Annotated in this window: 20 protein-coding genes; 13 read left to right on the forward strand and 7 right to left on the reverse strand. The window is 71.6% G+C overall.

Annotation, left to right across the window (positions count from 1 at the left end):
* Nucleotides 1-14 precede the first annotated feature (14 nt).
* Genes ACIHIX_RS35870 through ACIHIX_RS35890 form a run of 5 tightly spaced genes read left to right on the forward strand, consistent with a single transcriptional unit; the run spans nt 15 to nt 4201 of the window.
* The gene (locus ACIHIX_RS35870; RefSeq protein WP_399963706.1) at nt 15-1373 is read left to right on the forward strand and encodes an L-fuconate dehydratase; all 1359 of its coding nucleotides are present in this window, start codon (nt 15-17) and stop codon (nt 1371-1373) included.
* Nucleotides 1370-2125: an SDR family NAD(P)-dependent oxidoreductase gene (locus ACIHIX_RS35875; protein ID WP_399963708.1), complete on the forward strand. Its 756-nt coding sequence runs from the start codon at nt 1370-1372 to the stop codon at nt 2123-2125. Before ACIHIX_RS35870 ends, ACIHIX_RS35875 begins: the two co-directional genes overlap by 4 nt.
* Complete coding sequence (locus ACIHIX_RS35880; protein WP_399963710.1) at nt 2122-3072, forward strand: aldo/keto reductase; 951 nt, start codon at nt 2122-2124, stop codon at nt 3070-3072. The genes ACIHIX_RS35875 and ACIHIX_RS35880 overlap by 4 nt, the downstream gene beginning before the upstream one ends.
* Entirely contained in the window at nt 3069-3383 is a 315-nt protein-coding gene (locus ACIHIX_RS35885) for an L-rhamnose mutarotase (RefSeq protein ID WP_399963712.1), read from the forward strand. The genes ACIHIX_RS35880 and ACIHIX_RS35885 overlap by 4 nt, the downstream gene beginning before the upstream one ends.
* Nucleotides 3380-4201, forward strand: a complete 822-nt coding sequence (locus ACIHIX_RS35890) for an amidohydrolase family protein (RefSeq protein ID WP_399963715.1) — start codon at nt 3380-3382, stop codon at nt 4199-4201. Before ACIHIX_RS35885 ends, ACIHIX_RS35890 begins: the two co-directional genes overlap by 4 nt.
* Here the strand turns inward: ACIHIX_RS35890 and ACIHIX_RS35895 are convergent.
* Nucleotides 4189-5610, reverse strand: a complete 1422-nt coding sequence (locus ACIHIX_RS35895; protein ID WP_399963717.1) for a lipase maturation factor family protein — start codon at nt 5608-5610, stop codon at nt 4189-4191. The two genes, ACIHIX_RS35890 and ACIHIX_RS35895, sit on opposite strands and share 13 nt — an antisense overlap.
* A gap of 136 nt (nt 5611-5746) precedes the next feature.
* On the opposite strand from ACIHIX_RS35895, the gene ACIHIX_RS35900 reads away from it, so the two are divergent.
* From ACIHIX_RS35900 to ACIHIX_RS35910, 3 genes are read left to right on the forward strand one after another with little or no spacing between them, the layout of a single operon-like run.
* Nucleotides 5747-6946, forward strand: coding sequence for a DUF6777 domain-containing protein (locus ACIHIX_RS35900; protein ID WP_399963719.1), 1200 nt, complete (start codon nt 5747-5749; stop codon nt 6944-6946).
* 56 nt (nt 6947-7002) lie between these two features.
* Nucleotides 7003-9090: a SpoIIE family protein phosphatase gene (locus ACIHIX_RS35905; RefSeq protein WP_399963721.1), complete on the forward strand. Its 2088-nt coding sequence runs from the start codon at nt 7003-7005 to the stop codon at nt 9088-9090.
* Nucleotides 9091-9112: 22 nt separating this feature from the next.
* Entirely contained in the window at nt 9113-9976 is an 864-nt protein-coding gene (locus ACIHIX_RS35910; protein WP_399963723.1) for an Fpg/Nei family DNA glycosylase, read from the forward strand.
* Here the strand turns inward: ACIHIX_RS35910 and ACIHIX_RS35915 are convergent.
* The 4 genes from ACIHIX_RS35915 to ACIHIX_RS35930 all read right to left on the reverse strand — a co-directional run bounded on the left by ACIHIX_RS35915 (nt 9969) and on the right by ACIHIX_RS35930 (nt 12930).
* Nucleotides 9969-10832, reverse strand: coding sequence for a hypothetical protein (locus ACIHIX_RS35915; RefSeq protein ID WP_399963725.1), 864 nt, complete (start codon nt 10830-10832; stop codon nt 9969-9971). The genes ACIHIX_RS35910 and ACIHIX_RS35915 overlap by 8 nt on opposite strands.
* A 66-nt stretch (nt 10833-10898) precedes the next feature.
* Nucleotides 10899-11549 carry a zf-HC2 domain-containing protein gene (locus ACIHIX_RS35920; protein ID WP_399963727.1) on the reverse strand — a complete coding sequence of 217 codons (651 nt, stop codon included), beginning with the start codon at nt 11547-11549 and terminating at the stop codon, nt 10899-10901.
* Between the two features lie 183 nt (nt 11550-11732).
* Nucleotides 11733-12248: a hypothetical protein gene (locus ACIHIX_RS35925; protein WP_399963730.1), complete on the reverse strand. Its 516-nt coding sequence runs from the start codon at nt 12246-12248 to the stop codon at nt 11733-11735.
* A 136-nt stretch (nt 12249-12384) separates the two neighbouring features.
* Entirely contained in the window at nt 12385-12930 is a 546-nt protein-coding gene (locus ACIHIX_RS35930; protein WP_399963732.1) for a sigma-70 family RNA polymerase sigma factor, read from the reverse strand.
* A gap of 224 nt (nt 12931-13154) precedes the next feature.
* Here ACIHIX_RS35930 and ACIHIX_RS35935 point away from each other — a divergent pair, with 224 nt between their 5' ends.
* A complete protein-coding gene (locus ACIHIX_RS35935) occupies nt 13155-14315 on the forward strand; it encodes a CapA family protein (protein ID WP_399963734.1) in 1161 nt (386 codons plus the stop codon).
* Between the two features lie 38 nt (nt 14316-14353).
* Here ACIHIX_RS35935 and ACIHIX_RS35940 read toward each other — a convergent pair whose 3' ends face one another.
* Nucleotides 14354-14827: a MarR family winged helix-turn-helix transcriptional regulator gene (locus tag ACIHIX_RS35940; protein WP_399963737.1), complete on the reverse strand. Its 474-nt coding sequence runs from the start codon at nt 14825-14827 to the stop codon at nt 14354-14356.
* Nucleotides 14828-14899: 72 nt separating this feature from the next.
* Between ACIHIX_RS35940 and ACIHIX_RS35945 the strand changes: the two genes are divergently transcribed.
* The gene (locus ACIHIX_RS35945; protein ID WP_399963740.1) at nt 14900-15718 is read left to right on the forward strand and encodes an alpha/beta fold hydrolase; all 819 of its coding nucleotides are present in this window, start codon (nt 14900-14902) and stop codon (nt 15716-15718) included.
* A gap of 143 nt (nt 15719-15861) precedes the next feature.
* Nucleotides 15862-17601, forward strand: a complete 1740-nt coding sequence (locus tag ACIHIX_RS35950) for a RyR domain-containing protein (protein ID WP_399963743.1) — start codon at nt 15862-15864, stop codon at nt 17599-17601.
* A 16-nt stretch (nt 17602-17617) separates the two neighbouring features.
* Here the strand turns inward: ACIHIX_RS35950 and ACIHIX_RS35955 are convergent, their stop codons facing one another.
* The gene (locus ACIHIX_RS35955; RefSeq protein ID WP_329342220.1) at nt 17618-18079 is read right to left on the reverse strand and encodes a universal stress protein; all 462 of its coding nucleotides are present in this window, start codon (nt 18077-18079) and stop codon (nt 17618-17620) included.
* Nucleotides 18080-18168: 89 nt separating this feature from the next.
* Here ACIHIX_RS35955 and lysX point away from each other — a divergent pair, with 89 nt between their 5' ends.
* Both lysX and ACIHIX_RS35965 read left to right on the forward strand, forming a co-directional pair.
* Nucleotides 18169-21435, forward strand: a complete 3267-nt coding sequence (gene lysX, locus ACIHIX_RS35960) for a bifunctional lysylphosphatidylglycerol synthetase/lysine--tRNA ligase LysX (RefSeq protein WP_399963746.1) — start codon at nt 18169-18171, stop codon at nt 21433-21435.
* Nucleotides 21436-21524: 89 nt separating this feature from the next.
* Nucleotides 21525-22373: a polysaccharide deacetylase family protein gene (locus ACIHIX_RS35965; protein ID WP_399963749.1), complete on the forward strand. Its 849-nt coding sequence runs from the start codon at nt 21525-21527 to the stop codon at nt 22371-22373.
* The last annotated feature ends 24 nt before the right edge of the window (nt 22374-22397 follow it).

The following is a 22397-nucleotide window of genomic DNA, read 5'->3' on the forward strand; positions in this document are numbered from 1 at the left end:
CTGAAAGGCCCTCCGTGTCACCGACCCCCGCCGGCGTCGCCCGCATCACCGCGGTCGACACCCACGACATCCGCTTCCCCACCTCGCGCGAGCTCGACGGCTCCGACGCGATGAACCCGGACCCCGACTACTCGGCCGCGTACGTCGTCCTGCGCACCGACGCCGGTGACGGGCACGAGGGGCACGGCTTCAGCTTCACCATCGGGCGGGGCAACGAGGTCCAGGTGGCCGCCATCCACGCACTGCGGCACCACGTGGTCGGACGGTCCGTCGAAGAGCTGTGCGCCGACCCCGGAACCCTGAACCGCGACCTGATCGGCGACAGCCAACTGCGCTGGCTCGGACCCGAGAAGGGCGTGATGCACATGGCGATCGGCGCGGTCGTCAACGCCGTGTGGGACCTCGCCGCCAAGCGCGCCGACAAGCCCCTGTGGCGGCTGCTCGCCGACGCCGAGCCCGAATGGCTGGTCCGCCAGATCGACTTCCGGTACCTCACGGACGCGCTGACACCGGACGAGGCACTCCAGATCCTGCGCCGGGGGAGGGCGGGCGCGGCGGAACGTATCGGCACGCTGTCGGAACGCGGCTACCCCGCCTACACCACCTCCCCGGGCTGGCTCGGCTACGACGACGCCAAGCTCACCCGCCTCGCCACCGAGGCCGTCGCCGACGGCTTCCGGCAGATCAAGCTGAAGGTCGGCGCGGACCTGGACGACGACATACGGCGCTGCCGGGTCGCCCGCCACGTGGTCGGCCCCGACATCCGTATCGCGATCGACGCCAACCAGCGCTGGGACGTCGACGAGGCGGTCCGCTGGACCAAGGCACTCGCCGAGTTCGACCCGTACTGGATCGAGGAGCCCACCAGCCCCGACGACATCCTCGGCCACGCCGCGATCCGCGAGGCCGTCGCCCCGGTGAAGGTCGCCACCGGCGAGCACGTCCAGAACCGGGTCGTCTTCAAGCAGCTCCTCCAGGCCGGCGCCGTCGACGTCGTCCAGATCGACGCGGCCCGCGTCGGCGGCGTCCACGAGAACCTCGCGATCCTCCTGCTCGCGGCCAAGTTCGGCGTCCCGGTCTGCCCGCACGCGGGCGGCGTGGGCCTGTGCGAACTCGTCCAGCACCTGTCGATGTTCGACTACGTCGCGATCACCGGCACCACCGAGAACCGTGTCATCGAGTACGTCGATCATCTGCACGACCACTTCCTCGACCCGGTGGTGATCAGGGAAGGTCACTACACGGCACCCGCCGCGCCGGGCTTCTCGGCCACCATGCGGCCCGAGTCGATCGCCCGCTACACGTTCCCGGACGGCGCCTTCTGGGCAGAAGATCTCGCCGACGCAGCGCACAAGAAGGGACACGCGGCATGACCGACTTCGAGGGCCTCAAGGCCCTGGTGACCGGCGGCGCCTCCGGCATCGGCCGGGCCACCGCGGAACTCCTGGCCGCGCGCGGCGCCCAGGTCGCCGTCCTCGACCTCGACCCGTCGTCCGTGACCGAGCCCCTGCTCGGACACAAGGCCGACGTCACCGACGACGCCTCAGTCCGCCAGGCGGTCGCCGCCGCCGTCGCCGAACTGGGCGGCCTCGACATCCTGGTCAACAACGCGGGGATCGGCGCCCAGGGCACCGTCGAGGACAACGACGACGCCGAATGGCACCGCGTCCTGGACGTCAACGTCGTAGGCATGGTCCGCGCCGCCCGCGCCGCCCTCCCGCACCTGCGCCGGTCGTCCCACGCGGCGATCGTCAACACCTGCTCCATCGCCGCCACCGCGGGCCTTCCCCAACGCGCCCTCTACAGTGCGACCAAGGGCGCGGTGTACTCGCTGACCCTCGCCATGGCCGCCGACCATGTCCGCGAGGGCATCCGCGTCAACTGCGTCAACCCCGGTACGGCGGACACCCCGTGGATCGGCCGCCTCCTGGACAAGGCCCCCGACCCGGCCGCCGAACGCGCCGCCCTGGAGGCCCGCCAGCCCACCGGCCGCCTTGTCTCGGCCGACGAGGTCGCGGGCGCCATCGCCTACCTGGCGAGCCCCCTCTCCGGAGCCACCACCGGCACCTCCCTCGCCGTGGACGGCGGCATGCAGGGCCTGCGACTGCGTCCGGCGGGCCAGTGAGCACGCCCCCCACGCCATCGGGGCTGGGCTTCGGAGCCGCCGTCATCGCCAACCTCTACACCGAGGTCCCCGAACAGCAGGCGTACGAGGCGGTGTCCGCCGCCTGGGAGCGCGGCATCCGCTACTACGACACCGCGCCCCACTACGGCCTCGGTCTGTCCGAACGCCGCCTGGGTGCGGCGCTGCGCGAGCACCCGCGCGAGGAGTACCTGATCTCGACCAAGGTCGGCCGCCGCCTGGAGCCCTCGGCCGACGGCGGTGACGACCTGGCCCACGGCTTCGCCGTCCCCGCCACGCACCGGCGCGTCTGGGACTTCACCGCGGACGGCGTACGACGCACCCTCGAAGCCAGTCTGGAACGCCTCGGCCTCGACCGCGTCGACATCGTCTACCTGCACGACCCCGACGACCACGCCGAACAGGCCTTCCGCGAGGGGTACCCGGCCCTGGAGAGGCTCCGGGCGGAGGGCGTCGTCGGCGCGATCGGCGCCGGGATGAACCAGGCCGAGATGCTCACCCGCTTCGTCCGTGACACGGACGTGGACGTGGTGCTGTGCGCCGGCCGCTACACCCTGCTCGACCGGAGCGCGGCCACCGAGTTGCTCCCCGCCGCCCTCGCGAAGGGCACCTCTGTCGTCGTCGGCGGCGCCTTCAACTCCGGGCTGCTCGCGGATCCGAAGCCCGGCGCGACGTACGACTACACCGAGGCGCCGGCCGAGTTGCTGGACCGGGCCCTGCGCATGAAGGCGGTCGCCGAGCGGCACGGCATCGGCCTGCGCGCCGCCGCCCTGGCGTTCTGCGCCGCCCATCCGGCCGTCACGAGCGTCCTGGTGGGAGCCCGTTCGGCGGCCGAGGTCCACGACAGCGCCGACCAGTTCGCGACGCAGGTACCGGAGGCCTTCTGGCAGGAGCTGCGGGAGACCGGCCTGCTGAAGGAGCCCGCATGAGAATCGCCCTGCACACCAAGGTGCGCGCGGATCGCGTCACGGAGTACGACGCGGCCCACCGCGAGGTCCCCAAGGAGCTGACGGACGCCATCCGCGCGGCGGGCGCCGGCTCCTGGACGATCTGGCGCAGCGGCACCGACCTCTTCCACGTCCTGGAGTGCGAGGACTACGGACGGCTCCTCGCCGAGCTGGAACAGCTGCCGGTCAACGTCGCCTGGCAGGCGAGAATGGCCGAACTGCTGGACGTCGTGCACGACTACACGGCCGAAGGCGCGGACGCCGGCCTGCCCGTCGTCTGGGAACTGCCATGACCGTCGTGGACGCGCACCACCACCTGTGGGACCTGTCGGTGCGCGACCAGGACTGGATCGCCGAGGACAGCCCGATCCGCCGGGACTTCACGGTCGACGACCTCGCCGCCGAGACCCGGGCCGCCGGAGTCGACCGGACGGTGCTCGTGCAGACCGTCACCGTCGCCGAGGAGACCCCCGAGTTCCTCGCGCTCGCGGCGGAACACGACCTGATCGCCGGCGTCGTCGGCTGGACCGACCTCACGAGCCCCGCGGTGGCCGACGCACTGGCGAGGCTGCGCGAACTCCCGGGCGGAGGCTTCCTCAAGGGCGTCAGGCACCAGGTCCAGGGCGAGCCCGACCCGGAGTGGTTGCTGCGGGCCGACGTACAGCGGGGGCTCGCGGCGGTCGCGGAGGCGGGGCTGGTGTACGACCTGGTGGTCCTGCCGCATCAGCTGCCGGCCTGCGTGAAGGCGGCCGTCCTCCTGCCACAACTGACCTTCGTCCTGGACCACTTGGGCAAGCCGCCGATCGCCTCGGGCGACCTGGACGCCTGGGCCGCCGACCTCCGGGCCCTCGCGGCCCTGCCCAACACGGTCGCCAAGCTCTCTGGGCTGGTCACCGAGGCGGACCCCGGCTCCTGGACCGCCGACGACCTGCGCCCGTGCACGGAGACGGCGTTGGACGCCTTCGGCCCCGACCGGCTCCTGTGGGGTTCGGACTGGCCGGTGTGCCGACTGGCGGCGACCTACGGTCAAGTGCTGGACGTCACCCACCGGTTGGTCGGCACGGACCCCCGGATCCTCGGGGCGACCGCCACCCGTGTCTACGACCTCTGAGCCACCCCCGCCAGCCGCGTCGGCGGCAGATACTCCCGCACATACGTCCGCTCCCAGCACGCGCCCGTCTCCCGCAGTTCACGCCAGGTCGTGTACCGGTAGCGGAAGAGACGGGCACGCACGTAGCGCGGCGGGGCGTCGGGCGGGAAGGGGGAGCGGCGGAGCAGTTTGAGGGTGTCGCGGTCGTTCTCCAGCAGGCGTTCCACGAACGTGCCGAACCACGACCCCGCGTACGCCGGCGACAGGGCCGCGAACCACATCAGCCAGTCGAGCCGCAGATGGTACGGGGCGAACTGACGCGGCCAGCGCCGGGGATCGCCGGGCTTGCCCTTGAACTCGTACTCCCGCCAGTCCGAGTCCTCGCGCGGCACGTCGTCGGCCGTGCCCTCGACGACGACCTCGTAGCGGATCCGGCTGACGCTGCCGAACGCGCCGTAGGTGTTGACCAGATGGAGCGGGTCGAAGGAGCGGTTCATGATCTGGCGGCGGGAGACCATGTTGGTCACCGGGTGGTAGCTGAGGTAGACCAGCACCGCGGCGACGGCCAGGACGACGATCTCGTACCAGAGCGGGGCGTCGGGCGTCGAGGGGGCGTCGTACGGGAACTCCACCACCGACAGGGCCAGCACGACGGTGATCCAGTTCAGCCAGGAGAAGTTGCCCGACAGGACCAGCCACAGCTGGGTGACGATCATCAGTGAGGCGGCCGCCGTCGCGAGCGGCTGGGGAGTGAACAGCAGGACCGGCACGACGAGTTGGGTGACGTGGTTCGCGGCCACCTCGACCCGGTGCAGGGGCCGGGGGAGATGGTGGAAGAACCAGCTCAGCGGGCCCGGCATCGGCTGGGTCTCGTGATGGTGGTCCAGACAGGTCAGCTTCCGCCAGCACGCGTCCCCGCGCATCTTGATGAGACCGGCCCCGAACTCCACCCGGAACAGGATCCAGCGCAGCAGGAACAGCACCACGACCGGCGGAGCCACGTCGTCGTTGCCCAGGAAGACGGCCAGGAAGCCGACTTCGAGCAACAGGGACTCCCAGCCGAACGCGTACCAGGTCTGGCCGACGTTGACGATCGACAGATACAGCAGCCACGGCACCAGCCACAGCGCCATCCCCGCCGCCAGCGGCAGCCGGGAGTCGAGACCCGCGAGCAGCGCCGCCGACACCGCGCAGCCCGCCCAGGCGCAGCCGGCGAAGAAGCGGTCGGAGTAGTGGAGATGGAACAGGCTCGGGGCCGCCTTGAAGGGCAGCCGTTCGACATAGCGGGGGACGGGAAGCATGCCGCGCGAGCCGAGCAGGGCCTTGAACTGAAGGGCCGCCGTCAGGAAGGCCACGAGGTACACACCGGCCAGCGCCCGCTGGAAGACCAGTCGGCTGAGCCAGTAGTCGGGTGTGGTGAACCAGTTCACGGCCAGGTGCTCCTTCCTGCCATTGTCGCGCGGGAACCCCGTGTCACTCTCCGTCTACCACTCCTCCGCTTGCGTAACCCAAGTGAGTGAAGCAGACAATAGTGACGAATTACCCGTCATGAGGTGGGAGAGCACGGTGCGCACCGGAACCTTCGTCACTGTCTGCGCGCTCGCGGCGACGCTGATCGTCGTCGGCTGCGCGGGATCCGATGACATCGCGGACGGCACGCGGGCGAGCGGGGAAGTCTTCCTCCAGCCCGTCGCGGCACAGGGGCCGGACCCCTTCACCGCGTCCACGGCGACCGCGACGGCCACCGCCGCACCCGTCACCCGAACGCAGCAACCGCGCCCGTCCGGCGACCGGTCGATCTCGGGCGGCACGCCCGGCCTCTACGGCGGCACCGCGGGCACCGGCAGCTGTGACGTGAACCGGCAGATCGACCAGCTGACCGCCGACCCGGCCAAGGGGAGCGCCTTCGCCCAGGTCGCCGGTGTCCCGCGGGCCTCGGTCCCCGCCTACCTGCGCTCCCTCACCTCGGTCGTGCTGCGCGCCGACACCCGCGTCACCAACCACGGATACCGGGGTGGGCGGGCCACCGACTTCCCGTCCGTCCTCCAGGCCGGCACCGCCGTCCTCGTCGACAACCGCGGCGTCCCCCGCGTCCGCTGTGCCTGCGGCAACCCGCTGACGGCCGCGCCGCCGCAGCACGGCAACCCCGGGACGAAGGGGCAGGCGTGGTCCGGTTACGGGCACGACCAGGTGATCGTCGTGACCCCGGCGCCCCAGGTCATCACCCGCATCACGATCATCGACGTCGCCGACAACACCTGGATCGAGCGGCGCTGCGGACACGACGTACGCCACGACCACGTCGTACCCCGGCCGGAGCCGCTGATCCCGACACCCACCCCGACCGCCACGCCGACACCCACGCCCCGTCCGTCGGGGACCGGGTCAGGTCCGGGCGTGACGCCCGGCGAGAGCGAGAACTCCGCCTCTCCGTCGGACGGGCACGGGCTGACGACCGACTGCGTCACCCCGACCGTCACCGTCACCCCCGGCGTCCCCCTCCCCGCGACGCCCGGCACACAGAACCCGGCCTGCACGCCCGCCACGGCCACCGCGGCGCCCCGGACGACCGCGCCGCAGACCCAGACCGCCCCCGACACGCCCTCGGCCGCGCGGCCCACGGACACCGGGCAGGACATCGGCCCCGAGACCGTCCCCGACACCCCCGACCTGCCCGACGGCGGCGGGCTCGTCCCCGGCAGCCCCGACGAGCCGGTCTCCACCGACAGCATCTTCGACAGCCCCACCGACGTCTTCGGAAGTTGACGCCCATGGGGACCGCCCCAGTCGAAGAATCGGACAAATCCTGGCAAGGTGGCCCCATGGTTGATCGGGGAGCGAGCGCCCTGTCACTCCCGGACGACTGGCCCGCCCACCCGGACCCGATTCTGGCGCTCAACCGCATGGGCAGCTTCGACTGGGACCTGGACACCGGTCTGTTCCACATGGACGTCCAGGCCCACGAGGTCTTCGACCTGCGCCCCGACGAATACGACGGCCACCCGGAGACCCTCGCGATCCGGGTCCCGGCCCCGGAGGGCTACCGGCTCGACACCCTGGTCTCCCAGGCCATGAAGGACGGCAGCGAGAACTACGGCACCTACTTCCGCATCCGCTGCCGCAACGGCTCCCTGCGCTGGACCCACACCCAGGGCTACATCCGCCGCGACGAGACCGGGCGCCCGCGCCGGATCGTCGGCATCGTCCGCGACGCCACCCAGGAACTCGACGATCTCGCCGCCCGGCGCGAGCAGGCCAGCCTGGACGCCGCCCGGCAGGAACAGACCAACGTCGTCCAGCTGACCACCGCCGCCCTCGCCTACGCCCGCTCGGTCGACGACGTCATCGACGTCCTCAAGGACACCCACGGTCTGACCCACCTCGGCGCCACCAGCCTGGTCATGGGCCTGGTCGAGGCGGGCCGCATCAGGCTGATCGCCGAGGGCCCCGTGGGCAGCTTCGTGCCCGGCACCGACGTCACCGGCATCGACGAGCAGTACCCGATGAGCGAGGTCGTACGCACCCTGACCCCGCGCTTCATCGAGTCGCCGGAGGAGTTCGCCGAGCGCTATCCGCTCCTGTGGCCGCACATCACCGGCCTGAACATCACCGCGGCCGCCTATCTGCCGCTGATCGCCCAGGCCCGGCCCATCGGTGCCATGGGCCTGCTCTACAGCGACCGGGACGGCTTCTCACCCGAGGACCGCAACGTCCTCGTCGCCCTCGGCAGCAGCATCGCGCAGAGCCTCCAGCGCGCCATGTTCTACGAGCAGGAGAAGGACCTCGCCTCGGGCCTCCAGCAGGCCATGCTGCCGCGGACCATCCCCAGCGTGCGCGGCGCCGACGTCGCCGTGCGCTACCGCGCCGGCTCCGCCGCGGGCTCCCTCGGCCGGGACATCGGCGGCGACTGGTACGACCTCATCCCGCTGCCCGGCGGCCGGGTCGGCGCGGTCATCGGCGACGTCCAGGGCCACGACACCCACGCCGCCGCCGTGATGGGCCAGCTGCGGATCGTGCTGCGCGCCTACGCCGCCGAGGGCCACACCCCGGCCACCGTCATGGCCCGTGCCTCCGTCTTCCTCCACGAACTCGACACCGACCGCTTCGCGACCTGCCTCTACGCCGAGGCCGACCTCGCCACCGGAGTCGTCCAGGTCGTCCGGGCCGGACACATCGACCCCCTGGTACGGCAGGCCGACGGGAGCTGCCGCCGGGTCCCCGTCGAGGGCGGCCTGCCGCTCGGCCTGTCCGCCGAGTTCGGCAGCCTCGAATACCCCGTCGCCACCCTCGAACTCGACCCCGGCAACACCCTGCTCCTCTGCACCGACGGCCTGGTCGAACAGCCCGGCGCGGACCTCGACGACGGCATGCAGACCCTCACCGCGCTCATCGGCTCCGGCCCCGCCGATGTGCGTGACCTCGCCGACAAGCTCATCGACGTGGCCGAGGAACGCGGCGGGGACGACGACGTCGCCCTGCTCCTGCTGCGCCGCCGGGGCCTGGACGCCCCGCAGTCCGGCGGGCGGCTCCAGCAGCACGTCGCCCCGGGCGACCCGGAGGCGCTGGCCGAGGCCCGGCACATGATCCGCGCCGCCGTCCGGGCCTGGGGCTCGGGCGAGCGGGCCGACGAGATCGAGCTGGTGGCCGACGAGATGATCACCAACGCCCTGATGCACACCGAGGGCTCCGCCATCGTCACCCTCAGGGTCCTGGCCGGCCCCGAACGCCGGCTGCGCGTCGAGGTCGAGGACTCCTCCAGCGCCCTGCCGCGCCGCCGGGAGGCGGGGGAGTCGGGGGTCTCCGGCCGCGGCCTGCTCCTCGTCGACCTGCTCACGGACGTGTGGGGCGTGGAGGCGCGGGGCGGCGGCAAGTGCGTGTGGTGCGAGTTCGTCGTCCCGGGACGCACGTGACGGTCGATGGCACCCTGGACGTATGCCGGAACTCCCCGAGGTGGAAGCGCTCAAGGACTTCCTCACCGAACACCTGGTCGGCCATGAGATCGTCCGGGTGCTGCCCGTCGCGATCAGTGTCCTGAAGACGTACGACCCTCCGCTCACCGCCCTGGAAGGCCGTGAGGTCACCGCCGTGCACCGGCACGGCAAGTTCCTCGACCTGGTCACGGACGGCGGCCCGCATCTCGTGACCCATCTGGCCCGCGCGGGCTGGCTGCACTGGAAGGACGAGCTGCCCAGCGGCATGCCCCGCCCCGGCAAGGGCCCCCTCGCCCTGCGCGTGGCCCTGGAGACCGGCGCGGGCTTCGACCTGACGGAGGCCGGTACGCAGAAACGACTCGCCGTGTACGTGGTCCAGGACCCCCAGGAGGTCGCGGGGGTCGCCCGCCTCGGCCCCGACCCGCTGGCGGACGACTTCGACGAGGCGCGCCTCGCCGCACTCCTGGCGGACGAACGCCGTCAGCTCAAGGGCGCCCTGCGCGACCAGAGCCTCATCGCCGGCGTCGGCAACGCCTACAGCGACGAGATCCTGCACGCGGCGAAGATGTCCCCCTTCAAACTCGCCGCGTCCCTCACCCCGGAGGAGACGGCACGCCTCCACGCGGCCCTGCGCGACACCCTCACCGAGGCCGTCGAACGCTCGCGCGGAGTGGCGGCCGGGCGGCTCAAGGCGGAGAAGAAGAGCGGCCTGCGCGTCCACGGCCGCACCGGCGAGCCCTGCCCGGTCTGCGGCGACACCATCCGTGAGGTCTCCTTCAGCGACTCCTCGCTCCAGTACTGCCCGACCTGCCAGACGGGCGGCAAGCCGCTGGCGGACCGCAGGATGTCGCGGCTGCTCAAGTAGGGATGCGGCGCTGAGCGATCGGCGCTCCCGTGAAGGCGTCCAGGAGGACCCGGTCGCCGAGTTCCCGCTTCAGCTTCACCGTGACTTTCTGGAACAGCAGTTGAGCCATGCAGTCGCCGTCGGTCGCCCCGAGGATCGACGCCGACAGCACCACGCTGCCGGCCGTTTCCCGTACCTGTACGTCGGCTCCGTCGTCGCAGGCGCCATGCCCCGCGAGGACGGTGACGGTCCGGCCGTCGCGGTCAACGGCGACGAGCTGCTGGAGTTCCATCAGGTCGTCCGTGGCGTCCTCGAGCGGTTCGATCGGCGAGCCGGGCAGGACCGACGGTTCCAGGGCGACCCGCTTGAGCGGGGTGTCGTACCCGTCCAGGGTGAACAGCCACGCCGGTACGGTGGCCGGCCCACGGCTGGTGACGAGGGTCGTCCTGCCGAGCTTCACCGCGGTCACGGTCAGATGTGGTCCCTCGTTGCCACCGCGGGCGACACTGTCGTACGCCTTCCGCGCGTCCATCAAGTGCAGGCTGAGCGAACTCCCGCTCTCCCACTCGACCTTGCCCTTCTTCGGCGAGGCGGCGGGCAGTTCGGCGTCCAGGACGTAGTTCTCGGCGGCGTACGCGCTCTTGTCCTCGTCGTTCCGGAAGGCATGCTCGGGGAGTTGGACCACGTCGGCCAGCGGGTAGTACCCCGCGCGCCACACCTCCGCGGCCCGTGAACCGTCCCACGCGGCGGCCACCTCGCGGGCCCGGTCCTTCGACGCGGGGGACCGGGCGCCGCCGGCCTGCTCGCTGCCGCAGCCGGCCGTGAACAGGGCAATGGGTATGAGAACGGCGACAGTTCGTGCGATGTGTGCCCGCATGTGTTCCCCCAGGACCGAAGGTGTCGCTCCTGAGACGCGGGAGGCGGGTCCCGCGTTCGGCCCGATTCAGGGGGACTTGAGCGTCACCAGGTGTTCGTTGTCCGAGGAGCGCACCTCGTAGCGGGCGATCTGGTCGGGGTGGAGCGACGAGGAGCCCTGCATGGTGAGTTCGCGGGCGTCGTGGCGCGGGACGTTCCAGGTGGTGACCGTCTCCTCGGAGCCGTCCGTGCCGATGATGACCAGACGACAGGTGCGGGGACCCGCCCCGTCCTTCACCTTGAGCTCCAGCTGGCTGCCCGAGGTGTAGTCCTCGGCGGTGACCTGCGCCCAGACGCCCGACCGTGCGTCGGTCGCGTCGATCTGCAGGGTGTCCTCACCGCCGCTCGCGAGGACCACGAGCCCGGGCCCCGCCACCGCGAAGGCGACGGTGGCCGCTACCGCGCAGAGAAAGCGCCGGCGCCCGGCCCGGTGCCGCGCCCCGACCTCGGAGAGCAGCCGGTCGAGCAGCCGGGGGCCCGGCTTGGTCATCGGGTGCACGAACTGCGGCGTGGAACGCCGGTACAGCAGCAGCTGCCGGGTGATCGGGCCGAACTCGGTGACATGCGCGGCGCACCTCGTGCATTCCATGAGGTGGTCCTCAAAACGGAACGCGTCCGCCTCGTCCAGCACGCCGAGCGCGTACGCGGCGACGTCGCGATGCCTCTCCTGGGACCTCATGGGGAATCCTCGTGCCGTTGGGTGCGGGTGGGGTTACTCCTTGCTCCCACCGGTACGCACCGGACCGCCGAATCACTCAAGCCCCACACAGAATCGCAACCAAGGGATTCGGAGCGGTCGGGCACGAGGATTGGTCCCGTTCGAAAAAAGTTCGGGACCAGGTCTCCGTGGGCCGGCGACGGGCTAGAAGAGGTGGATGGCGAGGTGCCCCAGTGGCAGCCCGAGCTGCCAGGCCGGCGTCCACACCTTCGGGCCCTCGTCCTCGCCGATCACCGGACCGCCGCCCGGCACCGCGTTGAGGTCGGGGGCGAGGAGTTCGGTCTCCTGGAGCCAGCGCCAGGCCGCCTCCGCGAGGTCCAGGTCGGGTGCGGGCCCGCCGGCGTCGACGGCTTCGGCGGTGAGCCGCGCCATGCGGTCACGGACCCAGTCCTGCCAGGGCTGGTCGTACGCCGTCAGCGACAGCCAGGTCTCCAGCTGGGAGACGACCCGGATGCCGGACAGCTCCCCGTCGGTGTCGGACAGGAAGATGGTCAGCGCCAGGGCGTCGCGCCCGGCGCGGAACTCGAAGGACGTCGGCGGCATGAGATCGCCGGTCCGCAGCAGCTCGTCGGCGATGTACTCGGCGTACAACCAGGCCATGGGAACGGTGAGTTCACCGCCACCGGCGCCGTCCGTGCTCTCTTGACCTCTGTGCAGCATCCCTTCCTGCCTTCCTCCGGTGCGTGCGCGTCGCCCGTCGCCGGGCTCCCAGTCGGGAACACGGATGAAGACAGCCGATTACTCAACCATGGTCCTCAGCAAGGCGCTTTGCGAAGGCTTTGCTTCACCATGAGTTTCATCGCAGGTCGGCCGCGTAACCCGGAAGGACCCGGCGCAGGGCGCGCAGCGCGTAGTACGCGCGGGACTTCACGGTACCGGGAGGGATGCCGAGGGTTTCCGCGGCTTCCGCCACACTCGCCCCCTGGAAGTACACGAGCACCAGGACTTCACGGTGCTCCGGAGTGAGTGTCTTCACAGCCTCGCGCACATCGAGGGTCGCGGCGGCCCGCTCGGCGTGATCGGCGCACACCCGCGCGTTCTCCAGGATCGCGTCCCCGACCTCCGCCGGCCGCGCCTGCCGGGCCCGCCGCGCGTCGATCGCGAGGCGCCTGCCCACGGTCAGCAGCCAGGGCCGTACGGAGTCGAAGTCGTCGGCGCGCAGCGCCTCGGGGTGCTGCCAGGCCCGTACGAGGGTCTCCTGGACGAGATCCTCGGCCCGCTGCCGGTCCCCGTCGCACAGCCGGAGGAGCAGCGCGAAGAGAGGCCGGCCGTGCTCCCGCTGCAATGCGGCGAGCTCGTGCTCGGCGGTCGTCCCGTTCGTGAGCGTGATTCCGGCCGTCATGGCCGTATGGCATCGCAGGGCGTGGGCGAGGGACAGGGCGTGCGCGCGGATCTGCGGCGGGCGGTCGATCGCGTCGGCGAACGGTACGACGAACGGTTCGTTCCGCCTCGCTCATCGGGCGAATGCCCAAGCCCATCGGGCGAATGAAGGCGCCCGGACCGTTTGCGGCCGCGGTCATCTTCGTACCTATTTGTGCGTAAATATGATCACAGTGGGGTGAGCTGATGATTGCACGCAGTCGCCAAGTGGCCCTGGCCATGACCGCACTCCTGGCCGCGGGCGCCGCCTGTCAGGCCCAGGACCACGAGAAACCCGACCGACCCGTCGGCGGCGGCCACCCGGCACCGGCCGCCGCCCGCGGGTTCACGCTCGTCGCCTCCGGCGACGTCCTGCCGCACAGTTCCATCATCGACCGCGCCCAGTTCGACGCGGGCGGCGCCGGCTACGACTTCCGCCCGATGCTCTCCGGGGTCCGACCGGTCGTCTCCCGTGCCGATCTGGCGCTGTGTCACATGGAGACCGTCTACGGGGCGAACGGCGACTACACCGGCTATCCCGCCTTCAAGTCCCCGCCCGAAGTCGCCCAGGGCCTCGCCGCCACCGGCTACGACGGCTGTTCCACCGCCTCCAACCACAGCCTCGACGACGGTGCCGACGGGATCCGCCGCACTCTCGACGCCCTCGACCGTGAGGGCGTACGGCACGCCGGAACCGCCCGCACCGAGGGCGAGGCGCGCACCGTCACGGTCCTGCGCGCGGGCCCCGCGAAGGTCGCCCACCTCTCCTACACCTACGACACGAACGGCTACCCGCTGCCCGCCGGTGAGCCGTGGGCCGTCAACCTCATCGACGAGAACAGGATCATCGGCGACGCCCGGGCGGCCCGGAGGGCGGGCGCCGACGTCGTCGTGGTCTCCGTGCACTGGGGCACGGAATGGCAGGACGCCCCCGACGACCGCCAGCTCGCCCTGGCCGGCTCGCTCACCGCCGCCCGCACCGGCGGCCGCCCCGACATCGACCTGATCCTCGGCACCCACGCCCACATCCCGCAGGCGTACGAGAAGGTCAACGGCACCTGGGTGATCTACGGCATGGGCGACCAGGTCGCCGGCGAGATGTTCAACTACGAGGGCGCCCAGGACCCGCGCGGCAACCAGTCCACGATCGGCCGCTTCACCTTCGCCCCGCCCGCGAGGCCCGGGGGCCGCTGGGAGGTGCGGAAGGCCGAGTTCGTTCCGCAGCTGTTCGACATCGACGCCGGACGGGTGGTGAACCTCAACCAGGCGATCGCTGAGGGCGCCGAGCTGGCCGGCGTGCGCGACCGCATCCGGGACGTGGTGCTGAGCCGGGGTGCGGCGAAGGACGGTCTGGTCATGGGGAAGTAGGTCGGCCCCCCGGTCGATGCCATCGCCCGTCCCCACTGTCAGTCGACGTCCACCTCGTCGAACGTCCGCAGCATCTCCTTGAGGACGCGTCGGCACGCCCGCAGCTCGGCGTCGGTCAGCTCCCCGCCGACCTGCCGGTTCAGGGCGTGTTCGCGCGCGAGGATCGCGTCGATCACCGCCTCGCCCGCGGCCGTGATCCGGATCAGCGAGGACCGCTGATGCGCGGGGTTCGGCGTGACCTCGACCCAGCCCCCGGTCGCCGCGTCGTTGACCATGCGCTGCACGAACTGCCGGGTCAGCGCCATGATCCGGGCCATCTGAGGCACGGTCATGGGCCCGTGGCGACGCAGCAGGACGAGGACGGAGCGCACGCCGACGGAGACTCCCTCCTCCTTCTCGGCCTGTTCGAGCTTGCGCAGTCCGCGCCGGTAGAGCGCGCCGATCAGGTCGAAGACCTCGGAGACGCGGTCGCCGAGTTCGTCGGGGGGCAGCGGGGCGTCGTTGTCGTTCACGAGGCAATCATGCACCCGTCCATCTTGACAACCCAGTTGTCAAAGTCGCCGAAAGATGACACCTTGGTTGTCATGACAGTCACCTCGGAACTGAGCTACTTCCCGTCCACCGACGGCGACCTCGCCTACCACGACACCGGCAGCGGCGAGCTCGTGGTCCTCCTCCACTCCGGCTACGTCGACCACCGGCTCTTCGAGGACCAGACGCCGTCCCTGGTCGCCGCCGGGTACCGGGTGATCGCCCCGGACACCCGCGGTCACGGCTGGTCCGCCAACGCGAGCGAGCCCTTCCGCTGGGCCGACGACCTCGCCCTCCTGCTCCGGCACCTGGACGCCGGCCCGGCGGTCCTCGCCGGGGTGTCGATGGGCGGCGCCATCGCCGGGGACACCGCGATCGAATACCCGGAACTGGTCCGCGGGATCGTCCTGAGCGGGGCCTCGGTCAGCGACTTCCAGTACACCTACGACACGACCCGCGAGATCGTCGCCGAGTCGGCCCGCACCCTGCACTCCGGCGACATCGAGGGCTGGCTCAAGGTGTTCCTGCGGGCCATGGCGGGCCCGTTCCGTACCGCCGACGACATCGAGCCGGCCATCCTGGACCGGCTGCGCGAGATGGCCCTGCACACCATCGCCAAGCACACGCCCGGCGAACACAACTGGCACGTCCCCATGGCCGACACCTGGCCGCGGGTGCCGAAGATCGACGTCCCGGTCCTCATGGTCAACGGCGCCCTCGACTCACCTGACCTGATCGCCGACGCGGAACTCTTCGCCCACACCGCCCGCAACGGCCGCCCGGTCCTCGTGGAAGGCGCCGCGCACTTCCCCAACCTGGAGAAGCCCGAGGAGTTCAACACCCTCCTGCTGGACTTCCTCCGCGAGCTGTAGGGCGCCGGGCGCCGCGGCTAGATCGCTCAACAGTCCAGCGGGGAAAGGGGATTGACGCCCCGTGCGCAGGGCTCGACCATGAGTGCCCTGTGGTGCCGCTGTCGCCAGGGGGGTCGGTGCCACGTCGACGCACGGGGTGGGGCATGACCACGCAACGAAGCCGGCTCGTCCGCCGGTACCCGGTTCTCCAACTCGTCTCCGTCGCCCTCGCCCTGGCGGGGCTCGTGCTGGGGTACGTCGGATTCCACGAGTATCTGGACAAGCACCCGGAGTTCGGGCACGGCTTCTTCGATCTGCTCTATTACTCCTGCCAGTTGTTCGTCCTCGACGCCGACCCCCTGAACGGGTCCGGGTCCCTGCCCTGGGCCCTGGAATGGGCCCGCTTCCTCGCGCCGCTCGCCACCCTCTCCGCCCTCGTCGAGGCGGTCCGGCTGCTGGGCGCCGACGAGCTGCGCCGGCTGCGGCTGGCCCGGCTGGAGGGCCACAGCGTGGTCTGTGGTGCCGGGAACACGGCGCAGATGCTCACGGCCCGGCTGCGCGAGGCGGGCCGGACCGTGGTGGCCGTGTCCGCCGTCGGGGTCGACGACGACGGAGTCCTGTCCGTGGTCGGCGATCCCAGCAGCCTTGAGGCGCTCCGGGCGGCGGGCGTGGCCCGCGCGAGCGCCGTCTACGCCTGCGCGGACGACAGCGGCGACAACGTCCTGATCGCCGCGACGGTCCGCGAACTGGCCCAGAACTCCGACCATCCGCTGCACGTCCACGCCGCGATCGGCGACCAGGACCTGTGCGGTGCCCTCCAGGCCCGCCACCTCATGGGCGCCTCAAGGGGGCGGGTGCGCCTGGACTTCTTCAACGTGGACGTCCTGGCGGCACGCCGACTCGCCATGATGGAACGGATCGAGGAGCATGACGCGGCCACCCCGCCGCCGCACTGTCTGATCGTCGGCGTCTCGCCGTTCGCCCGCGCCCTGCTCGTCGAACTCGCCCGCCGCTGGCGGCTGCGCCCCGGCACCGACCTGCTGCCGATCACCTGGGCCGGCGCCTCGGCCACGGCGGAACTGCGCCGGCTGAGCGAACAGTACGGCTTCCTCTCGCAGGTCTGCCGGATCGAGCCGAAGGAGATCGAGGAGACCGGCTCGGCGGTCAACGCCCTGCTGTCCGCGACGGGTTCGCGGGCCCAGCGCGTCTACGTCGCCGGCCCCTCCGACGACACGTCCCTCTCCATCACGCTCTCGGCCTTCGCGGCATGGCGCGTTCCGCCCGGCGGCCTCGTCCTCCAACTGCGGGAGCACGGTCCCTTCGGGGCGTCCCTGGGCCACGACGACTCCGCCCTGCTGGACGACCTGGACGGGCGGCTGAGCACCTTCGGCGTCCTGGACGCCGCCTGCCGTCCCGATCTCCTCGGGGACGACCTGGTGGAACACCTCGCACGGGTCATGCACGAGCACTACGAATGGGCGGGTCGCACCCGGCGGGGGGAATCGGAGGAGACCCACGCGTCCGTGGTTCCGTGGGACCGGCTGTCCGCCCGGAAACAGGAGGACAACCGGCAGGCGGTGCTGGCCATCGGCGAGAAACTGCGCGCCCTCGACTGCGCGATCGCTCCCCGCCTGGACCCCGCGCCCCCCTTCGTACTGGAGGAGACCCAGGTCGAACGGCTCGCCCGCATGGAGCACAAGCGCTGGCTGCGGGCACGCCGCGCGGAAGGCTTCACCTACGGTCCCGACCGCGACGACGACGCGAGGATCCACCCCGACATGAAGGACTGGGACGAGCTCACGGAGCCCGCACGAGAGAAGGACCGCGAAGCCGTACGAGCCCTGCCGGACGTCCTCGCCACCGCGGGCTTCCAGATCGTCCGGCTGACTCCCGAAGGGTCATGACCGGCGGCGGCGCATCTCAGGGCACCACCGTCACCGGCCACCGCCCCGCCTTCACCAACCGCACCGCCACCGAGCCCACGATCCGGTGCCCGGCCTGCTCCGAGGCGCCCACCACCACCGCGTCCGCCTTGAGCTCGTCCGCCGCCTTCACCAGGCCGCCGTACGGGTCACCGCGGAAGGTGTGGAACTCCCAGCGCACGTCGAATATCCCCTTCGTGCGCTCGGTGGCCTCCCTGATCTGGGCGACCAGGTCCTCGGCGATCTCGTCGGTCGTCTCGGCGACCGGCGCGCCCATGGCGGCTCCCGCCGCCATCACCGGCTGCACATAGACGACGGCGAGGAGGGCGCGCTGGCGGCGGGCCAGACCACCGGCATATGCCGCCGCTCTGAGGGAGGAGTCGGAGCCGTCCACTCCCACGACGATGACCTTCGGCCCGTCCGTGCCCCGCTCGAACTGGTGCGAGTGCTGTTCCGTCACGGCACGGAGGCTATCGGAAAGCCCAGGTCCCGCCGTCACGCGGGACCTCCCGACGGGCGAGGTCGGCGAGCAGTTCCTACAGTCGGAACATGAGTGCCACCGTCGAGGCCGCCCCGGCGAAGGACAGCAAGGGCCCGATACGACGGCCCGGCAGCGGCCTCCTCAGCAGGGTGCCCGAAGGCTTCGCCGCCTTCTTCGGCGCCCTCGGACTGCTCTGTCTGCTGCTGGCCTTCATCCCGCCGCTGCGCGGACCGCTGCGTCCCGTCGTGCGCTTCCTCGACGTGCTCATCGTCCCGGTCAGCGCCAACCTCGCCTACGCCGTCTTCCTCTTTCTCCTGGCCGGCGCGACAGCGGCCCGCAAACGGGTCGCCTGGTGGCTCGTGGTCGTCTACCTCGGCCTGCTGGTCCTCGTCGACGCGCTGGGCGTCGTGGTCGGCCTGTACGCCGACTCCGTCCCGTCCCTGGTGGTGTGCGCCCTCGCCCTGGCCCTGCTCGTCGTCGCCCGCGGCGAGTTCTACGCCGACTCCCGACGCGGCGCGGTGCGCCGGGCCGTCGGCGTGCTGATCCTCGGCCTGCTCCTCGGCATCCTCGTGGGCTGGGGCCTGGTCGAGCTGTTCCCCGGCACGCTGCCGCGCGGCCAGCGGCTGCTCTGGTCGGCCAACCGGGTCTGCGGCGGCCTGGTCTCCGGCCGCTCCTTCGACGGCGCCCCACCACGCGCCCTGTTCTTCCTGCTCGGCCTCTTCGGCGCCCTCGCGCTGCTCAACGCCGCCGCCACCCTCTTCCGCTCCCAGCGTCTGGAAGCCGCCCTGCACGGCGACGAGGAGGCCCGCATCCGCGCCCTCCTCAAGGCCTACGGCGACCGCGACTCCCTCGGCTACTTCGCCACCCGCCGCGACAAGGCCGTCGTCTTCTCCACCAGCGGCAAGGCCGCCGTCACCTACCGCGTCGAAGCCGGCGTCTGCCTCGCCAGCGGCGACCCCGTCGGCGACCGCGAGGCCTGGCCGCACGCCATCGCCGCCTGGCTCGACGCGGCCCGCCGGCACGGCTGGGCGCCCGCCGCGATGGGCGCCTCCGAGGACGGCGCCAAGGCCTTCGCCCGCGCCGGACTCGGCGCCCTCCAACTCGGCGACGAGGCGATCCTCAACGTGGCCGGCTTCGACCTGAACGGCCGCGACATGCGCGTCACCCGGCAGGCCGTGCACCGGGTGCGCCGCACCGGCGCCCACTGCCGCGTCCGCCGCCACCGCGCCCTCACCGACACGGAGATGGAAGAGGTCGTCGACAAGGCCGACGCCTGGCGCGACACCGAGACCGAACGCGGCTTCTCCATGGCCCTGGACCGCCTCGGCGACCCGGCCGACGGCGACTGCCTTCTCGTGGAGGCCCTCGGCGAGGACGGCAAGCTGCTCGCCCTGCTCTCCTTCGTGCCCTGGGGCGGCGACGGCGTCTCCCTGGACCTGATGCGCCGTGACCGCAGCGCCCCCAACGGCGTCATGGAGTTCATGGTCGCCGAACTCTGCGCGGTCGCACCGAAACTCGGCGTCCGCCGGATCTCCCTCAACTTCGCCGTCTTCCGTTCGGTCTTCGAGGAGGGCGCCCGCATCGGCGCCGGACCCGTGCTCCGCCTCTGGCGCCGACTGCTGCTGTTCTTCTCCAAGTGGTGGCAACTGGAGGCCCTCTACCGCTCCAACGCCAAGTACAGGCCCGAGTGGTACCCCCGCTTCATCTGCTACGGCGAGACCGGAGCCCTCGCCCGCATCGGCCTCGCCTCCGGAATCGCCGAGGGCTTCGTCTCCGTACCGTCGCTGCGCAAACTATGGGGAAAGGGGCACCCGAAGGCCGGGCCGCGGCCGGCCACCACCGAAGGCCTGCCGTCGCTGTCGGCGCTCGGCCTCGCCGGAGGGGACGAGACCGGGGCCGCCGAGCCGGATGCGGGCCTGCCGGAACAGGCCCGCATCCGGCACCGCACACTGGCCCGGCTCAGGGCCGAGGGCATCGACCCCTACCCGGTGGGAATCCCGGCCCGCACCCACGCCCTCGCCGATGTCCACAACGGCGAGGAGGTCACCGTCGCGGGCCGGATCATGCGCGTGCGCGACTTCGGCGGCATCGTCTTCGTCACCCTGCGCGACTGGTCCGGGGACCACCAACTGGCCCTCACCCACGACGGCGTGGACCGCTTCCGGTCGGACACCGACATCGGCGACCACATCACCGCCACCGGCACGGCCGGGCTCAGCGACAAGGGCGAGCCGACCGTCTTCGTCACCTCCTGGCAGCTCGTCGGCAAGTGTCTGCGCCCCCTGCCGGACAAACGCCGCGGCCTCACCGATCCCGAGGCCAAGGTCCGTATGCGCTACCTCGACCTCGTCGCCAGCCCCGAGGCCCGCGACGTGGTCCGCGCCCGCTCCACCGCCGTACAGGCCCTGCGCCAGGGCCTCCTGGAGCGCGGCTACCTGGAGGTCGAGACGCCGATGCTCCAGCAGATCCACGGCGGCGCCAACGCCCGCCCCTTCACCACCCACATCAACGCCTACGACCTCGACCTCTATCTGCGCATCGCCCCCGAGCTGTACCTCAAACGGCTCTGCGTCGGCGGCCTGGAGAAGGTCTTCGAGATGGGCCGCACCTTCCGCAACGAGGGCGTCTCCTACAAGCACAACCCCGAGTTCACGATGCTGGAGGCCTACCAGGCCTTCGCCGACTACGACGTGATGCTCGACCTCACCCGCGAGCTGATCCAGGGCGCCGCCACCGCCGCGTTCGGCACACCCGTCGCCCGCAAGGACGGTCAGGAGTACGACATCTCCGGGGCCTGGCCGGTCAAGACCGTGCACGACGCGATCTCCGAGGCGCTGGGGGAGGAGGTCTGCGCCGACACCGAACTCGCCCGGCTGCACCGGCTGTGCGACCGCGCCGGAGTGCCGTACACCCCCGACGACGGCCGCGGCGACGTCGTCCTCGAAATGTACGAACGCCTCGTCGAGGAGAAGACCCAGCTGCCCACCTTCTACAAGGACTTCCCGACCGACGTCTCCCCGCTCACCCGCCAGCACCGGGTCGACCCACGGCTCGCCGAACGCTGGGACCTCGTCGCCTTCGGCACCGAACTCGGCACCGCCTACTCCGAACTCACCGACCCCGTCGAACAGCGCCGCCGCCTCACCGCGCAGTCGTTGCTCGCCGCCGGGGGAGACCCGGAGGCCATGGAACTCGACGAGGACTTCCTCGACGCCCTCGAGTACGCCATGCCGCCCACCGGCGGGCTCGGCATCGGCGTCGACCGACTGGTCATGTTCCTCACCGGGCTGACGATCAGGGAAACCCTCCCGTTCCCGCTCGTACGCCGCCACTGACGGCCCGTCATAGGCCGGGCGGGTGCTTTCCTGCCGCCGCACCGGTGCTGTCCTGGTGCGTCGGCCGTCGAGCGGGCGACTGATGAGTCATGACGAAGGATCAGTTGCTCACCCGGCTGCTCACGCGACGCCGGGCCCTGCTCGCCGGCGCCGCCGCCGTCGGGGCCGCCGGCACCGCCGGGCTGTTCGCGGCACTCGGCGGCGAGGACCCGGTCAAGCCCCCGCTGCCCGCCGCGGGACCCCCCGCCCGCCGCCCCCTCAAACCCTCGGCCTACCGGCTCCAGCCCCTGACCGGGTACGGCCCGCCCCGCGCCGCCCCCGGCCGGACCCCGGTGCGCCGCGAACCGCTGCTGCGTGTGAACGGACGCGGCCGCACCATGGTGCTGACCTTCGACGACGGTCCGGACCCCCGCTACACCCCCGCCGTCCTGGACACCCTCGCCGAGTACGACGTCCACGCCATGTTCTTCGTGTGCGGCGAGATGGCCGTCGACAACAAGGACCTGCTGGAGCGCATGTCCGACGAGGGGCACGTCGTCGGCAACCACACCTGGTCCCACCCGCTGCTGACCCGCCTCAGCCGCGGCCGCATCCGCTCCGAGATGGAACGCACCAGCGACGTCATCGAGGAGGCCTACGGCGAACGCCCCCAGTGGTTCCGCGCGCCCTACGGCGCCTGGAACCGCACCGCCTTCCAGCTCGGCTCCGAACTCGGCATGGAACCCCTCGCCTGGACCGTCGACACCCTCGACTGGACCACCCCGGGTGCCGGCACCATCGAGCGGCGGGTCGAGAACGGCGCCGCCCCCGGCGTCGTGGTGCTCTCGCACGACGCCGGGGGCGACCGCTCCCAGAGTGTCCGGGCGCTGCGCGACTATCTGCCGCGGCTTCTCGACTCCGGATATCACATCACCGTCCCGAGACGGCATTACGCGTAAACACCGGTCACCCCGCCCGGTCGG

Origin of the sequence: Streptomyces sp. NPDC051913 (assembly GCF_044593635.1) — a bacterium.
Lineage (GTDB): Bacteria > Actinomycetota > Actinomycetes > Streptomycetales > Streptomycetaceae > Streptomyces.

What these genes read in the sequence shown, in the direction of transcription:
- ACIHIX_RS35905 (WP_399963721.1), top strand. Translation starts at nt 7,003, where the DNA reads ATGGTTGATCGGGGAGCGAGCGCCCTGTCACTCCCGGACGACTGGCCC.
- ACIHIX_RS35875 (WP_399963708.1), top strand. Translation starts at nt 1,370, where the DNA reads ATGACCGACTTCGAGGGCCTCAAGGCCCTGGTGACCGGCGGCGCCTCC.
- ACIHIX_RS35935 (WP_399963734.1), top strand. Translation starts at nt 13,155, where the DNA reads ATGATTGCACGCAGTCGCCAAGTGGCCCTGGCCATGACCGCACTCCTG.
- ACIHIX_RS35945 (WP_399963740.1), top strand. Translation starts at nt 14,900, where the DNA reads ATGACAGTCACCTCGGAACTGAGCTACTTCCCGTCCACCGACGGCGAC.
- lysX (WP_399963746.1), top strand. Translation starts at nt 18,169, where the DNA reads ATGAGTGCCACCGTCGAGGCCGCCCCGGCGAAGGACAGCAAGGGCCCG.
- ACIHIX_RS35920 (WP_399963727.1), bottom strand. Translation starts at nt 11,549, where the DNA reads ATGAGGTCCCAGGAGAGGCATCGCGACGTCGCCGCGTACGCGCTCGGC.
- ACIHIX_RS35910 (WP_399963723.1), top strand. Translation starts at nt 9,113, where the DNA reads ATGCCGGAACTCCCCGAGGTGGAAGCGCTCAAGGACTTCCTCACCGAA.
- ACIHIX_RS35965 (WP_399963749.1), top strand. Translation starts at nt 21,525, where the DNA reads ATGACGAAGGATCAGTTGCTCACCCGGCTGCTCACGCGACGCCGGGCC.
- ACIHIX_RS35885 (WP_399963712.1), top strand. Translation starts at nt 3,069, where the DNA reads ATGAGAATCGCCCTGCACACCAAGGTGCGCGCGGATCGCGTCACGGAG.
- ACIHIX_RS35950 (WP_399963743.1), top strand. Translation starts at nt 15,862, where the DNA reads ATGACCACGCAACGAAGCCGGCTCGTCCGCCGGTACCCGGTTCTCCAA.
- ACIHIX_RS35925 (WP_399963730.1), bottom strand. Translation starts at nt 12,248, where the DNA reads ATGCTGCACAGAGGTCAAGAGAGCACGGACGGCGCCGGTGGCGGTGAA.
- ACIHIX_RS35915 (WP_399963725.1), bottom strand. Translation starts at nt 10,832, where the DNA reads ATGCGGGCACACATCGCACGAACTGTCGCCGTTCTCATACCCATTGCC.
- ACIHIX_RS35890 (WP_399963715.1), top strand. Translation starts at nt 3,380, where the DNA reads ATGACCGTCGTGGACGCGCACCACCACCTGTGGGACCTGTCGGTGCGC.
- ACIHIX_RS35930 (WP_399963732.1), bottom strand. Translation starts at nt 12,930, where the DNA reads ATGACGGCCGGAATCACGCTCACGAACGGGACGACCGCCGAGCACGAG.